Annotated in this window: 13 protein-coding genes and 1 tRNA gene; 5 read left to right on the forward strand and 9 right to left on the reverse strand. The window is 45.2% G+C overall.

Annotated features, from left to right (window positions below):
• Positions 1 to 92 precede the first annotated feature (92 nt).
• Positions 93 to 794, reverse strand: a complete 702-nt coding sequence (locus tag RIE73_RS03655; protein WP_446399893.1) for a Mo-dependent nitrogenase C-terminal domain-containing protein — start codon at positions 792 to 794, stop codon at positions 93 to 95.
• Between the two features lie 334 nt (positions 795 to 1,128).
• Complete coding sequence (locus RIE73_RS03660; protein WP_446399894.1) at positions 1,129 to 1,353, reverse strand: DUF433 domain-containing protein; 225 nt, start codon at positions 1,351 to 1,353, stop codon at positions 1,129 to 1,131.
• 93 nt (positions 1,354 to 1,446) lie between these two features.
• Here RIE73_RS03660 and RIE73_RS03665 point away from each other — a divergent pair, with 93 nt between their 5' ends.
• From RIE73_RS03665 to RIE73_RS03675, 3 genes are read left to right on the forward strand one after another with little or no spacing between them, the layout of a single operon-like run.
• Positions 1,447 to 2,262: an MOSC domain-containing protein gene (locus RIE73_RS03665; RefSeq protein WP_446399895.1), complete on the forward strand. Its 816-nt coding sequence runs from the start codon at positions 1,447 to 1,449 to the stop codon at positions 2,260 to 2,262.
• Between the two features lie 53 nt (positions 2,263 to 2,315).
• Positions 2,316 to 2,966 (forward strand): Uma2 family endonuclease, encoded by a 651-nt coding sequence (locus RIE73_RS03670; protein ID WP_446399896.1) that lies wholly within the window; start codon positions 2,316 to 2,318, stop codon positions 2,964 to 2,966.
• Positions 2,967 to 3,010: 44 nt separating this feature from the next.
• The gene (locus RIE73_RS03675; protein WP_446399897.1) at positions 3,011 to 4,723 is read left to right on the forward strand and encodes a hypothetical protein; all 1,713 of its coding nucleotides are present in this window, start codon (positions 3,011 to 3,013) and stop codon (positions 4,721 to 4,723) included.
• Between the two features lie 135 nt (positions 4,724 to 4,858).
• Here the strand turns inward: RIE73_RS03675 and RIE73_RS03680 are convergent, their stop codons facing one another.
• From RIE73_RS03680 to RIE73_RS03690, 3 genes are all read right to left on the reverse strand, one after another.
• Positions 4,859 to 5,743, reverse strand: coding sequence for an alpha/beta hydrolase (locus RIE73_RS03680; RefSeq protein WP_446399898.1), 885 nt, complete (start codon positions 5,741 to 5,743; stop codon positions 4,859 to 4,861).
• Positions 5,744 to 5,993: 250 nt separating this feature from the next.
• Complete coding sequence (gatA, locus tag RIE73_RS03685) at positions 5,994 to 7,451, reverse strand: Asp-tRNA(Asn)/Glu-tRNA(Gln) amidotransferase subunit GatA (protein WP_446399899.1); 1,458 nt, start codon at positions 7,449 to 7,451, stop codon at positions 5,994 to 5,996.
• Positions 7,452 to 7,567: 116 nt separating this feature from the next.
• The gene (locus RIE73_RS03690) at positions 7,568 to 7,966 is read right to left on the reverse strand and encodes a DUF4359 domain-containing protein (RefSeq protein WP_446399900.1); all 399 of its coding nucleotides are present in this window, start codon (positions 7,964 to 7,966) and stop codon (positions 7,568 to 7,570) included.
• A gap of 119 nt (positions 7,967 to 8,085) precedes the next feature.
• Between RIE73_RS03690 and RIE73_RS03695 the strand changes: the two genes are divergently transcribed.
• Both RIE73_RS03695 and RIE73_RS03700 read left to right on the forward strand, forming a co-directional pair.
• Positions 8,086 to 8,158, forward strand: a tRNA-His gene (locus RIE73_RS03695).
• A gap of 363 nt (positions 8,159 to 8,521) precedes the next feature.
• Positions 8,522 to 9,403, forward strand: coding sequence for an alpha/beta fold hydrolase (locus tag RIE73_RS03700; RefSeq protein ID WP_446399901.1), 882 nt, complete (start codon positions 8,522 to 8,524; stop codon positions 9,401 to 9,403).
• 87 nt (positions 9,404 to 9,490) lie between these two features.
• Here the strand turns inward: RIE73_RS03700 and RIE73_RS03705 are convergent, their stop codons facing one another.
• The 4 genes from RIE73_RS03705 to RIE73_RS03720 all read right to left on the reverse strand — a co-directional run bounded on the left by RIE73_RS03705 (position 9,491) and on the right by RIE73_RS03720 (position 13,499).
• The gene (locus tag RIE73_RS03705) at positions 9,491 to 9,958 is read right to left on the reverse strand and encodes a CYTH domain-containing protein (protein ID WP_446399902.1); all 468 of its coding nucleotides are present in this window, start codon (positions 9,956 to 9,958) and stop codon (positions 9,491 to 9,493) included.
• Between the two features lie 597 nt (positions 9,959 to 10,555).
• Positions 10,556 to 12,094, reverse strand: coding sequence for a site-2 protease family protein (locus RIE73_RS03710; RefSeq protein ID WP_446399903.1), 1,539 nt, complete (start codon positions 12,092 to 12,094; stop codon positions 10,556 to 10,558).
• A gap of 82 nt (positions 12,095 to 12,176) precedes the next feature.
• Positions 12,177 to 13,100 carry an N-acetylmuramic acid 6-phosphate etherase gene (murQ, locus tag RIE73_RS03715; RefSeq protein ID WP_446399904.1) on the reverse strand — a complete coding sequence of 308 codons (924 nt, stop codon included), beginning with the start codon at positions 13,098 to 13,100 and terminating at the stop codon, positions 12,177 to 12,179.
• A 24-nt stretch (positions 13,101 to 13,124) separates the two neighbouring features.
• The gene (locus tag RIE73_RS03720) at positions 13,125 to 13,499 is read right to left on the reverse strand and encodes a DUF3110 domain-containing protein (protein ID WP_446399905.1); all 375 of its coding nucleotides are present in this window, start codon (positions 13,497 to 13,499) and stop codon (positions 13,125 to 13,127) included.
• Between the last annotated feature and the right edge of the window lie 42 nt (positions 13,500 to 13,541).

Here is a 13,541-nt window from a genome sequence, read left to right on the forward strand (position 1 = left end):
GTGATTGGTGATTGGGGATTAAGGATTGGGAATATTCTCCCCCTGTTCCCTGTTCCCTGTTCCCTGTTCCCTGTTCCCTGTTCCCTGAGGAACTAAAAATACTTCGAGACATCTTCGCCCTGTTCATCTGCCAGATAGGATAATGCCCGGAAACGCAAGCCGACTAACTGATCATAGAGGGGATTAAGCTTACACATAGCAGGAATATGGGCGACTTTGCGACCGAATAGGTTGACATCCCGTTCAAATGGACATTGAGAGGGGATAATATTGCAAACAAATCGGGCAACTCGTGGGTCATGAACTTCCATCCCGTCTAGCCATTTGCGTAGAGGATGCAGAATATCCGAATGGGGATGGGGAGATGTTCCCGGTTGCTGGGCGTCTTGGTGGGCAACATCTGAGATATCCGTTCCTTCACCATCGTAAAGAGTATGCCGTAGGGAATTCAATGCCTCGATTTTCAGTCCTAGCGCCTCGCAGAACTCTTGCAGAACATTGTCTTCCTTAGCCGAGTAGATACCATCTGCCATTGCCACCATAACAGCCGTTCGGATAAAATTCTCGGCGGTATGGTGGTCATCACCTAACGCTGTAGCTAGTTCTTCGGCAGAAATCGTTTGTTCAACCGACTGTGGGTCTTTATCCACCTCCAGAAGTTCATGAGTCAGTTGAGAAACGATCTCTTTTTCTTCGGGATCAAAGTGACCATCAGCCCAAGCCACGGTACACAAGCCGCGCAGCCAAGCCGAAATTTGGTCTTCGGTGTAGGGAGATTGAGTGACAGTCGTCATAATTATCTAGCAGGAACTCGACGAACATGATTGGAAGAGTGAACCTTGGCAGAGTCCTAACAGGTTTTAAACTGGGAGACTAAACGACTGAGGTTTAGCGACAACGGCGTTACCCTACCAGGGTTGGACTGTTTCCACTCTTCATCTTAACTACTACGGAAGAGAAGTTCTGGTTACTCTTGGCACAATCAGGCTGAGACGATTGGTAATTATTGAGTTCAAGGGATTGCCGCCGTAGCCATAGCCATATACCTAGAGTCTGCTGAATAAGTCTTGTGGTGGGGTTATAGAGCAGGGGAAGCAGGGGAAGCAGAGGGAGCAGGGGGCGCACTCATCAAGCAGGATTCGCATAAGCTATCAGCATTTCCTTTGCCAATTCAAGGGCTGCGATCGCTTGCTCACGCCGAACACTGGGAAAATGATCTAAGAATTCGTCGAGTGGAGCGCCGGCTTCGAGATAATCGAGCAATGTTTCAAAAGGAACACGAGTTCCAACAAAAACAGGGGTTCCTCCCAGGATGTCAGGGTCACTATGAATAACAGGCGCTGCAGTTTTCATGGTAGTTATTGCGTATAGCTAGGAGTTCTTCTGATCTTAGCTGACAACTAACTGCTCAGAACTTTCTTAACCTCTTAATATAACGGCATAAACATGGCTTCTATTCAGTTAAGTGGACTCTATATCTACCCGATTAAGTCAGCAGGCGGGATAGCACTCTCCACGGCACAGGTGAGCGATCGCGGTTTACACTATGACCGACGCTGGATGCTAGTGGATGCCAAGGGTAAGTTTCTTACCCAACGTCAATTTCCCCGCATGGCGTTGATTCAAGTGCGATTGGGAAAGAACGAGTTAGTCGTGGAAGCACCCAACCAGCCCAGCTTATCCATTCCCCTAGACTATGAAATTGACCATCGCCTCCCGGTACAAGTCTGGAATGATATCTGCCAAGCGATGCCATTGGATAAACAGATCAGTCAGTGGTTTAGCGAATTTCTCGACATTCCCTGTCAGTTAGTCTATATGCCAGAGGATTCCATTCGCTCAATTAATCCAAATTATGCTAATCCCAGCGAATCGGTCAGTTTTGCCGATGGATTTCCCTTTTTACTCATTTCTGAAGCCTCGTTGCAAGACTTAAATCAACGCTTAGAACAACCTGTTCCCATGAATCGATTCCGCCCCAATTTAGTGGTTTCTGGCTGCGAAGCCTATGCTGAAGATAGTTGGCGACAAATTCGCATCGGTGCAATTCCCTTTCGCGTGGTTAAACCTTGTTCTCGATGTACGATTACCACAGTAGATCAATCTCAGGGGATACGAGGCAAAGAACCGTTAGCGACACTGGCAAACTATCGGCTGCGGAATGGAAAAATCTTTTTTGGACAAAACGTGATTCAAGAAGAATTGGGAAAACTGCAAGTAGGGGATGAGGTGGAAATTAAGAGTTTTGGGGAAAGAATTTGACGACATTTGTACGTTAAGCTAGTGGAGAGCCACAGAAGCTGTACGTTCTAGATATGGTCAATCCACCGCCCGTTATATCCACTGTTGCTACCGATACTTGGGTTGAAGCCAACTGGGAAGAGTTTATCACCTTTGCGGATGATCCAACCTTAGCCAGTGGCAGGTTTTATTACGATCAGGGTTACATGAGGATTGAAATGTCTCCACTCGGTTCGGCACACGGTCAAGACAACTCCATTCTCTCTACGGTAATTGTCTTGTATGCCACCATTAAAAATATTCCTATCAAAGAACTCACGAATACCAGCTTCAGAAAAGCCAGATTGCGAGAATGCCAGCCAGACATTGCTTTCTACATCGGTAAAAATGTAAGGTTTCCGCCTCATACTAATGCACCTGTTAACTTGAATGAACTTGATCCCCCAACGCTAGTGGTTGAAATTGCCGCTTCATCTTTGGAGGATGATACAGAGCGCAAACAAAAACTCTATAAACGTCTAGGAGTACGAGAATATTGGGTTGTCAATGTCAATGCTGGCAAGATAATCGCTTATTCTCTGTCCGCAACAAACGCTGAATTGATTCGAGAATCTCAAGTCTTGCCAGGACTAGCGATTGATTTAGTTGAAGAATCTCTAAAACGTTCTAAAACTGAAGATGATGGTGCAGTTAGTCGCTGGTGGTTAAGGACTATAAGTGTTTGATAGGCTATAATTAATCTAGTATATAATATAGCTAGGTTTTCAGAATGAACGATAGGGAGCTACAGGAAAAACATTTCAGATTTCTCGCCGCTAAATATCAGGTAAACAAAATCGAGGATATATCCGCGCATAAATTCCTGTATTTGATATTAAGAAAAGCTGATTTGGGAATTCAAGTTTCAGATCTAGAATTAAACTATTTAGCTAAAAATAATCTGTTTACAACAGTTGATATAATTCAATTGCAGCAATACGCTAAGAATGATATCACCAGACTTAATTCCGAGTTTTTACAATTAAGAGTCAAATACCGAATTCCCGAAACTATAGACATTCCAATTCATAGCAGCATCTATTGGGTTTTAGTTAAATTGGATTGTGGAAATACGCTGGAAGATTCAGAACTTGAATTACTCAATTCCCAAGGTTTTGCCGAAACGGTATCCTTAGTTCAGGAAATACGATATTTTGCCCAATTAAAAAATAAATACAAGGCCACTCATCATCTCGATAGATTTCCGGAAAGTTCATTATACCCTATTCTCAAAAAAGTTGAGGCAAAAGAACAGTTAAATGATTCTGAAGCTGAGTGGCTATTAGAAGCTAGCCTTGAAGAAACCCTGGAAATCTATTGGCAACAAGAGGAGCAGAGAAAAGCTGAACTGGAATTTTTGGAACTTAAATCTAAATATCAAGTTTCTGATTATCCAGATTATTCTATTTCTAGTCCTCTATTTTCTATTCTCAAGAAGCTAGATGAAAATGAGGACTTGAGTAATAGTGAATGTGAATGGCTTGAGCAAGAAAAATTACATGGGCTAGTCACCATCGATCAACAACGGAAGGACAGAAAAAGCTTTGCTCAACTCAAGGAAAAGTATAAAGCTACACAGTATTCAGATTCAGAACCTTCTAGCCATTTATATACTATCCTGAGAAACCTTGAATTAAATCAACTCAAGGTTTCTAATCTATCGAGAGATCTACAAATATTACTTGACAATCCTCAATTTAAGATATCTGAACAGGATATTAATTGGTTGATCAAAGAAGAACTCCATGAAACAGCCGAAATTGCTCAAAAGCTTCACTTTAAATACTTAAAGAATAAATATCAAATCATTGACCCTCGATTACCCATAAATCCATTTTATGAGATTATGCTCAAGCTTGAACGTGAAGAACGGCTAGATCCCAAACAAGTTGTTCAGTTAATAGAAGAGAATCAACTATCCCGATCTGGAAAGATAGCGATCGCTCACTACAGGTTAGAGGCAATATTTTATGAAAAGGAGTATAAGCGAACTGGCAATCGCTGGAATCTACCCAGTGCTAGTAGTAATTGGCGTAAAGCGAATGAATCTGACAAAGCCTTAAAAGTTACCGATCAAATAAACTGGACTAAGGTGCGAGAATCAGCTCTTAAATCAGCCCTACTTGTTACAAGAGGTGCAGCATTCAGGGATCTTAGACGATTAGATGAAGCAGAAGACTGTGCAACCCAAGCAATAGAATCTCAGCCAGAAAGTCATCAACCTTATACCTTAATGGGAGCAATTTGTTATGACCGAAGCGAGTACTCAGATGGAGATGAATGGTTTGAAATGGCAGCAGAACGGGGGGCTGTTGACACAGATGATGAAATTGAACGCATTGTCAGAATGACGAAAGACAAAGATAAACGCCGAGAGGTAGCAGAGTATCTGCTCAAAAAAGATCCAGATCGTTATGCATGGGCTAGTTCTTATCTTAAATAAACTGAACAGTCATCGTATCTTCCCGGTAGTCTAAACATAGACAATTCCTTTTTTTAGCCAACCATTATTTGCCAGATATTAAACAACAATAGTCAGATGGGTAGGCGAGATTATTGGTTAATTTGAATAGAATAACTACTCAAAATGTGGTTCAGGAGTAGGTTGAAGTTGAAGAAACTCGCGAATCTTTTGCTGATAGTCCTTTCCGGCTACAGTTGCCACATTATCATGATCCGCATCAGGGACGAGGAAGAGTTGTTTAGAACCCATGATGGTATCAAATAAAACTTGGCTCATGTAAGCAGGTACGACATCATCAAGTGTGCCGTGAATTAAAAGAATTGGCATCTTTAGAGAGTGAACTTTACTTTTCGAGTTAAACTTTTGCGTCAGCAGCAAATCCGCCGGAAATAAACCATAACTTCCCTGATAATCGACCATATCCCGCATTGAGGTAAATGTACTTTCCACAATCAAACCCCGGATGCTGGAATTTCTCACTGCTAAATCGATCGCGATCGCGCCCCCTAAAGAGTGACCATAGACGATAATATTCTGGGGGGAAATACCCTGTTTCTGCACCAGATAATCCCACGCCGCTTGAGCATCTTGATAAACTTGAGTTTCAGTGGGAAATTTTCCCTCACTTTGACCATAGCCGCGATAGTCAATTAACAGGATATCTAAACCCAATTGGTGAAATTCCATTGCCCGTTCAACATTCGCGCCAATATTCTCCCCATTCCCATGTAAATACAGCAGTACCCCGGTTTTAGCGGAGGTAGCAGGAATCCACCACCCATGCAGATGTTCTGGCTTTTTCGAGAACACAGGTATCCACACTTCCTGATAACTCAACCCTAAGTCTGCTGGTGTGGTTTGAATCGTCTTAGTGGGAACAAAAATTAGCCGATTTTGCCATAAGAGGATAGAGATACAGGCTAACAGATAAATGATGGCGACAATTCCGGTGAGGATTAGAAAACCCTTTCCCAGAAGGAAAACATTATAATTATTCATTACCAAAACAACTACAAACTTGACCTGATGCTATTTTTGAATCACCCTTCTCAACCAGGGCGGGTTTAGTCAAGTTATCGGTTTTCTCAAGAACGTTATCGGTTAAACCCGCCCCTACCTATTATCTCTCCTTGCACCCAGACGTTCCAGCGGAGGAGTCTCTACAAACCCTGCTCCCCGAACCTTTGTTCTCTCGTTCCGCCTGGGAATGCTCTTTGTCTGGGAATGCTCCTCTTGAAGCTTTGCCTCCCTATTTAAGCGGTGGTTGCTTGAGATGCCAATCCGTAGACTGTTCGTAAGCGTAAGCGACTTGAAATAGCTGTTCTTCGCCCAAAACTTTGCCAATTAACTGCATACCAATTGGCAATCCTTGGTGATCAAATCCACAAGGAAGACTCATCCCTGGTAATCCTGCCAAATTGACGGGAATTGCCATTAAGTCAGATAAGTACATGGTTAACGGATCTGAAATTTTTTCTCCGGCTTTAAATGCATTAGTCGGCGCGGTAGGACAAACTAAAACATCAACCGTTTCAAAGGCTTGCTCAAAGTCTTGCTTAATCAGAGTGCGAACTTTTTGCGCTTTTAGGTAATAGGCGTCATAATAGCCGGCGGATAGAGCATAGGTTCCCAACATAATCCGGCGCTTGACTTCCGCGCCGAATCCAGCGGCACGAGTTTTCTTATACATGTCCACCAGATTGTCGGCTTCTGGCGTGCGAAACCCATATTTGACGCCATCGTAACGAGCGAGATTGGCTGAGGCTTCGCTGGGAGCAATAATATAGTAGGCGGGCAACCCATAGCGAAATCGAGGACAAGAAATTTCTTGAACTTCAGCGCCTAAGCTTTTTAGCTGATCAGTAGCCTTTTGAACGGCTTTGGCAATGACAGGATCTAATCCTTCACCAAAGGTTTCTTTAATAATGCCAATTTTGATGCCTTTGGATTTTAAATCAGGTTGTAGGGACTTGGTATAGTCAGGAATCTCCAGCTTGAGACTGGTTGAGTCATTGGGATCATAGCCTGCGATCGCATTGAGTAAAATAGCTGCATCTTCTACCGAACGTCCAAACGGACCAATTTGATCCAACGACGATGCATAAGCGACTAAACCATAACGAGACACTAACCCATAAGTGGGTTTCATCCCGACAATCCCGCAGAATGATGCAGGTAGACGAATTGAACCCCCTGTATCCGAACCGATCGCCACCACGCATTCGCTAGCCGCAACCGCCGTCGCCGAACCCCCAGAGGAACCCCCAGGAACGCGGGATAAGTCCCAGGGATTTGCTGTCTGTTGATAGCCAGAGGTTTCGCAGGAACTCCCCATGGCAAATTCATCCAAATTCGTTTTGCCTACCATGACAGCACCCCCATCCTTGAGTTTCTGAGTCACGGTAGACTCATAGGGTGGGACGAAGTTTTCTAGGATGCGAGAAGCGCAGGTGGTGGGAATGCCTTGGGTACACATATTATCTTTGATGCCAATCGGAATCCCCGCCAACATGCCAATTTCTTCCCCCGCTGCGATTTTGGCATCCACTTGACGCGCTTGTTCAAGGGCATAGTCGGCGGTAATATGCAAAAAGCTATGGATTTTGGGTTCTAGCGCCTGAATGCGATCGAGGGCGTCTTGCGTGATTTCAACACTGGTGCGTTCTTTGTTGATAAGTTGTTGGTGCAGTTCACGAATGGATGCCATGCTTGTACCTATTTATGCTGATTTACCATGTTTGCCTTTCGTATTTTGGCAAAAATTCACCGAAAAAGGGGTTTGGTGACAAAAAGGAAACCAAACGGGGTTTGGAAACCAAACCCCTACTTCTGTTGCGCCTGATAGGTCAAAAATTGTTGCAAAACTCCTACCGTTTCAAAATGGTAAGCGGGCAATAGGGGACTGATGTTAATATCGGTGCGGTAAATGCTGAAAATTACCCAGTTTTGCCGTTCGGTCTGCTGATCAATAATTTGCTGAATTTGGGGGCGTCCCTGATTAACTAGGGATTGGCATTGGCGTTTGAGAAATTCTGGATCAGGGTTGAGAAACTCCAATTGCTTGGGGGTTTGAGTGCAGACTTCATCTTTGAGGTAGGTGCTGAGTTTTTCAACGGCGTACTCCTCATAAGCCTCTTTGCCCGGATTCGTCCACGCCAGTCCCACTCCTAGCACAACTAGCGCTGTTCCTCCCAATGCTGTAATAATTTTTAACGATTTCATGTCACTTGGTTAAGCCTCCATTGGTTACGACTATTCCCTCTAACAGTAGGGTTCCAGGTAAATTGCCAATAAATACTGGTGTAACTCACCGACTTGATGCTATACTAAAAAACTGTATGGCGAGCGTAGCCAAGAGGTTAAGGCAGTGGATTGTGGTTCCACCATTCGTGGGTTCGAGTCCCATCGTTCGCCCTCAAGGTTGATAACAGAAAGCTAATATGATACTATATGCTCATATTGGCTTACATTTAATTACATGGGCGATATTCCTTTGAGAGAAGCCGTCAAGCGACTTGGATTACATAAAAACACGAGCATAAGTTAGCAAAATTATATCGGTAAAATCATATCCTCGAACAAAGTAAAGGATTCGCCTCCTGATAAAGAAAGAATCCCCAAGATTTGGGCATCACCGCACTCAAAAACGCGAATCCCTCTAAAGGGTTGAAACCTCAGACTCCCGCGAACAGGTTGAACCGGACTTGATATAATCGCTAGTAATTGTTTGTAAACCCTGCTTGAGCCTAGCGTTGGGTCAAAACTCACTGTCACTTCATGTTTGCCAATTTCCTTCCCGCCCAAATTCAGCAGCTTACTGAGTCTACCTCAATTGACTTGGCTCAGGCGATCACACGCCAAGATATTCTCACACCCCTGAACCCCCAACCCATTGCCACAACCTATGTCCACCAGGGAAAAGGGGGAACACCCATCCTGTTATTACATGGTTTTGATAGTTCCATCTTTGAATTCCGCCGCCTGTTTCCCAAATTAGCTGAATACCAGGAAACATGGGCGGTAGATTTATTGGGATTTGGCTTTACGAATCGGATATCTCAGATCACATTTAACGCCAGCGCCATTACCACTCATCTTTACTATTTCTGGAAAACCCTGATTCAAGTTCCTGTCATTCTGGTTGGGGCGTCGATGGGAGGGACAGCAGCGATTGATTTTACTCTCACCTATTCCCAAGCGGTGGAAAAGCTGGTATTGCTGGATAGTGCAGGTTTCACCAGTCCCCCGCCCATTGGCAAATTCCTGTTTCCACCCTTGGATTATTGGGCGGTTGAGTTTCTGCGGCGTCCCCAGGTACGGGAAAAGATTAGTAAAAATGCTTATTTTGATCCGACATTCGTTTCTGCCGATGCCTTACTGTGTGCGGCGCTGCATCTAGACATGCCGGGATGGCATCGGGCATTAATTTCATTTACTAAAAGTGGAGGATATCCGCCCATTGCCCAAAAACTGAGCAAAATTCAGCAACCAACGTTGATTTTATGGGGAAAAGATGACCGAATTTTGGGAACAAAATATGCTCACAAGTTTGAAGCGGCTATTCCTAATTCTCAACTACTATGGATTGATGACTGTGGTCATGTCCCGCACCTAGAAAAGCCGGAAATAACGGCAGAATACATACAGCAGTTTAGTTAGGCGAGGGAACAGGGAACAGGGAACAGGGAACAGGGATAAAAGGGCGGGCGTGATTGTAGAGACGTTGCATGCAACGTCTCTACAATCTTATGACCATTGTTTAAATGGATGGCGAACTAAATTCGCATTGTAATAGTTAGCATCTCCCGTCACTTCTTGACCAATCCAATCCGGTAACTCTAAAATTTGATTTTCGTCCGTTAGTTCGACTTCGGCAAAAATCAATCCTTCATTCTCACCGATAAACTCATCCACTTCCCAGACCAAACCCTGACACTCTATCCGATAGCGTGTCTTTTCAATTAAAGGGCGATCGCACAATGTTTCTAGCATTTCTTGAGCATCTGATCCAGGAATCGGATACTCGTACTCGACTCTAGAAAAATTCTCGGTTTTCCCTTTAATCGTCAGATAGCCCTGATCTCCAACTAAACGCACGCGCACCGTCGTTAGGTTTTGGGTAGCAATATAACCTTGACGATAGAGCGTTCCTTGACCCAGGGTGCGCCATTGGTCGCCTTTAACTAAAAATTTTCGTTCAATTTCGATTGCCATGGCTGCAATTGTAGCTCTTTGGGAACAAAAAGTAGATTATCAGTTTGGCAGGAGCGATCGCGTAATGTTATAAAAGTTAATCAGCGTGCCGTTTACTTTTGTCCTACTACTTAGGGTGCTTGGGTTAGGGAAACTCTCTTTCAATCAGCCAGTCGGGTTTGCCATCTAAGGGTTGATCCTGATCACAAAAAGGCGCGATCGCAGCCAAGAAAACCTGGCTAATATTTTATATACAGAATATAAAGAAGTGCGATAGTTTATCAATATTTGGTGGATTAGCCACATACCCATCAACCGTAGGGGCGCACAGACGTGCGCCCGATTTAATCGGGCATGGGCGCTTCGCCATTGCACTCCTGTCAATAAATCAAACAAAATGTGATCGCTCTTGAGGTTAGGAATTCGTGGACATCCCATCGGCAATTGAGAAGGTGCGTTACGCTTTTAGCTAACGCACCCTACTGTCGTGGCACACCTAAAATGGTAGATTAGAATTGTAGGGGCGCAAGGCTTGCGCCCGGTTTAAACGTCAAATCTATTCCACAATTTTAGCTGTGTCAGTTTCATCAAATAAGGTGTGCCACACCAGTACACCTCTTAACTACCAATACCCAAACGCACCGCTAACGCTGGCGTGAAAGGAATCAACGTTGCCACCATTAAAAACAGCGCCACTAAGCCTAAAATGGCTCTCGTATCATCCGGTTCCGTAATTTCATTGAGACTCGGACGTTCCAAAGAACGCTGCAAAAACAAAATGATAATTGCCCAATACAAAATCAATGGATTCGAGGGATTCGCTAACGCCACAATTCCCAAGATAATCAACGTGGCAATTGTCGTGCGACGAGCCGTTTTGCGTCCATAGATAGCTTGCACAACCCGCCCTCCATCTAACTGTCCGGCTGGCATTAAATTCAACGCACTAATCACTAACCCCAGCCAACCCATAATGGTTAAGGGATGAACATCAACAAGGGGTGCTTGCAGAGAATTGCCCAAAATAATCCGGGCTAACCCACCAACCAAAACCGAACCTTGGAAAAATTGAGCCGGAACCTGAAAGGTACTGCCCTGATGAGACAAAACTAAGCCCAATAGTAGCAGTAACACAGACGCGATCCCACCCGCCGCCGGTCCAGCTAAGGAAATGTCAAACAAGGCTTTACGGTTAGGCACCAACGATTCAAAACGGGTAATCGCCCCAAAGGAACCGATTTGTAAACTGGGAATAAAAAATGGGAAACTCAGGCGCACCTGATGACGCCGTGCTGCCCACCAATGACCCAATTCATGCACTGCCAAAACGGTGCAAATCCCTACACCTAGAGGTAAGGTTTCCTTCACCCGTTCAGGTGCGGTAAACAAATCAAAATTGAGCAAAAATCCGGCAGCTTCTAAGCTAGTGACAACGGTAGCGACAAGCAACACCCCTGCCAAAATTTTCTGGGGAATCGTTAGCGGTTGCGGATCATTGCTACTGGGGAGAACAATCACCACAGGTTTCCCTTCGGGATCTTCAACTAAAAAGAGTCGGTAGCGATCATCCAACCGTTGTTCTAAACTAGCAGATAAACGGGAATGCACTGCCTCAGGCTCACCGCCGCGCAGATTCCCCTTAAATATCACCCCTTCCTGATAGGGAATGGTTTCTGTGGCAAAGAATGTATCAATACCAAAAATTCCCTGAATAGTTTTCAGATCGTCGGGCGAAATGGGTATCACTTCAGTCCCCGCCGGACCACTACTATTGGGTGATGGGGACGTTGGTGCTGAGATATCTTCTGGCGGCGACATATTTTGACTGTCGCTGGTCTCTGATTTCTCCTGAAGTAACGGATTGGCACGCTTGTGCAAGACGGCATCTTGACCTTCTTCCCGCAACCGTTTGCCCAGGAAAATATAGATCCCGGTTGAAACCACCAATAAAAATAAGATACCCACAATATTTAGATAAATGCCAGCAGCCAATAGGACGAAAAATATCAGCCAGGGAACCGTCAACACCAGGGACTGCAACCAGGCGAGGATGCCGAGTCTGCCGTAAGTTCTGGCACGCCTATATCCCCAACCGATGACACCAAGGGCGACAAGGAGAAGTAAAACTGTTGCAGTCGTCTCTGATCCGTTGAACATGTTTAATCAAACTTGTAGCAGCAAAAGCCAATAGTTCTACTGTAGCTGAGTGGGGATGCTGCGGAAAGTCACTGTTAACAAATCACTCCCCACTTTTCTGATAGCTGAGTAACGCTTGTCTGAGATTGCCTTGCTGTTGACTCAACAGGCGATCGCAGACTAGGGCATCCTCTCCTGTCCAATGCATCAGTAGCGCCAGTTTCACCCGCCGTCCACTGCTCTCGAGTAAAAACCCGGCTTCATCTCGACTCAGGTCAGTCAGGTCTTGGAGAATGCGTAAGGCACGGTCATGGAGTTTTTTATTGGTAACAGCGACATCGACCATGCGATTGCCGTAGACTTTGCCCAGTTGCACCATCACACCCGTAGATAGGATATTCAATACCATTTTGGTTACGGTTCCAGCTTTTAAGCGCGTTGAACCCGCGAGAATTTCTGGACCGACGAGTAAGCGAATATCTAAATCGACCTCATAACTGACTTGTTCAGCAGGGACACAGGCAAGCAAAATTGTCATAGCGCCGCGTTGTCGTGCGGCTTGCAGCGCCCCGCGTACATAGGGTGTTGTCCCACCAGCGGTAATCCCCACCACCACATCCAATTCCGTCACCTGACGATGGGCGATCGCGTCACTGCCATCTTCTTGGCGATCTTCCAAGTTTTCCGAACTCCGGATTAACGCCCCAGCGCCACCAGCGATAATCCCTTGCACCAGTTCGGGAGGTGTACAAAAGGTGGGAGGACATTCAGCCGCATCCAGTACTCCTAAGCGTCCGCTGGTTCCTGCACCCACATAAAAGAGACGCCCCCCTTGTTTCAGGGCGTTTGCTGTGCGCTCAATGGCTTGTGCTAGTTGAGTTCTAACGGCAGCGATCGCCCGAATGGTTTGCTCATCCTCGCGATTAAACAAATCCACTAACTCTAGCGAGGTGAGTTGATCGAGATTCTGACTCTGAGGGTTCGCCTGTTCGGTTAACAGATAACCCCGTTCCTCCAACTTTTTCATTTATTTATTTCACTATAGTTCCGCTTACAACAATCCCTCGAGCTGACGGCGAATTCGATCCAGATCAGACATCTCTGGTTCTTGAGTGGGCGCAGCATCGGGTTGCCAATCCGTTTTTTCCACATTTGTTTCCGGCGGTAATGCCAACATCCCAGTTTCAACAAGCTGACACTCATAGCCCGCACTTTGGCAGAATTCTTCAATTTCTTCAACCTCCAGCGCTTCCACAGAGGGACTGGGGAAATCTTGGGCTTCCAGCATCCCGCCAAAACGGATTGCGTCATCCTCTGACTCAAACATCAATACCACATTGCGATCGCTGATTTGTAGGGTGTGAATTCCCTCGTTTTCAGTACGAGCATTGAATAAGAGAACATAGACTTGTTTCGGTGCAACCATAACCTGTTCAGATGGGAGTGATCGACAGACAAAAAAATCGTC

Source organism: Coleofasciculus sp. C1-SOL-03 (assembly GCF_040220555.1).
Taxonomy (GTDB): domain Bacteria; phylum Cyanobacteriota; class Cyanobacteriia; order Cyanobacteriales; family Coleofasciculaceae; genus Coleofasciculus.

Excerpts from the sequence above, each read along its gene's own strand:
- RIE73_RS03710 (WP_446399903.1), bottom strand. The coding sequence starts at position 12,094 with ATGTTCAACGGATCAGAGACGACTGCAACAGTTTTACTTCTCCTTGTC.
- RIE73_RS03670 (WP_446399896.1), top strand. The coding sequence starts at position 2,316 with ATGGTCAATCCACCGCCCGTTATATCCACTGTTGCTACCGATACTTGG.
- RIE73_RS03655 (WP_446399893.1), bottom strand. The coding sequence starts at position 794 with ATGACGACTGTCACTCAATCTCCCTACACCGAAGACCAAATTTCGGCT.
- RIE73_RS03700 (WP_446399901.1), top strand. The coding sequence starts at position 8,522 with ATGTTTGCCAATTTCCTTCCCGCCCAAATTCAGCAGCTTACTGAGTCT.
- gatA (WP_446399899.1), bottom strand. The coding sequence starts at position 7,451 with ATGGCATCCATTCGTGAACTGCACCAACAACTTATCAACAAAGAACGC.
- RIE73_RS03680 (WP_446399898.1), bottom strand. The coding sequence starts at position 5,743 with ATGAATAATTATAATGTTTTCCTTCTGGGAAAGGGTTTTCTAATCCTC.
- RIE73_RS03720 (WP_446399905.1), bottom strand. The coding sequence starts at position 13,499 with ATGGTTGCACCGAAACAAGTCTATGTTCTCTTATTCAATGCTCGTACT.
- RIE73_RS03660 (WP_446399894.1), bottom strand. The coding sequence starts at position 1,353 with ATGAAAACTGCAGCGCCTGTTATTCATAGTGACCCTGACATCCTGGGA.
- RIE73_RS03675 (WP_446399897.1), top strand. The coding sequence starts at position 3,011 with ATGAACGATAGGGAGCTACAGGAAAAACATTTCAGATTTCTCGCCGCT.
- RIE73_RS03705 (WP_446399902.1), bottom strand. The coding sequence starts at position 9,958 with ATGGCAATCGAAATTGAACGAAAATTTTTAGTTAAAGGCGACCAATGG.
- murQ (WP_446399904.1), bottom strand. The coding sequence starts at position 13,100 with ATGAAAAAGTTGGAGGAACGGGGTTATCTGTTAACCGAACAGGCGAAC.
- RIE73_RS03690 (WP_446399900.1), bottom strand. The coding sequence starts at position 7,966 with ATGAAATCGTTAAAAATTATTACAGCATTGGGAGGAACAGCGCTAGTT.
- RIE73_RS03665 (WP_446399895.1), top strand. The coding sequence starts at position 1,447 with ATGGCTTCTATTCAGTTAAGTGGACTCTATATCTACCCGATTAAGTCA.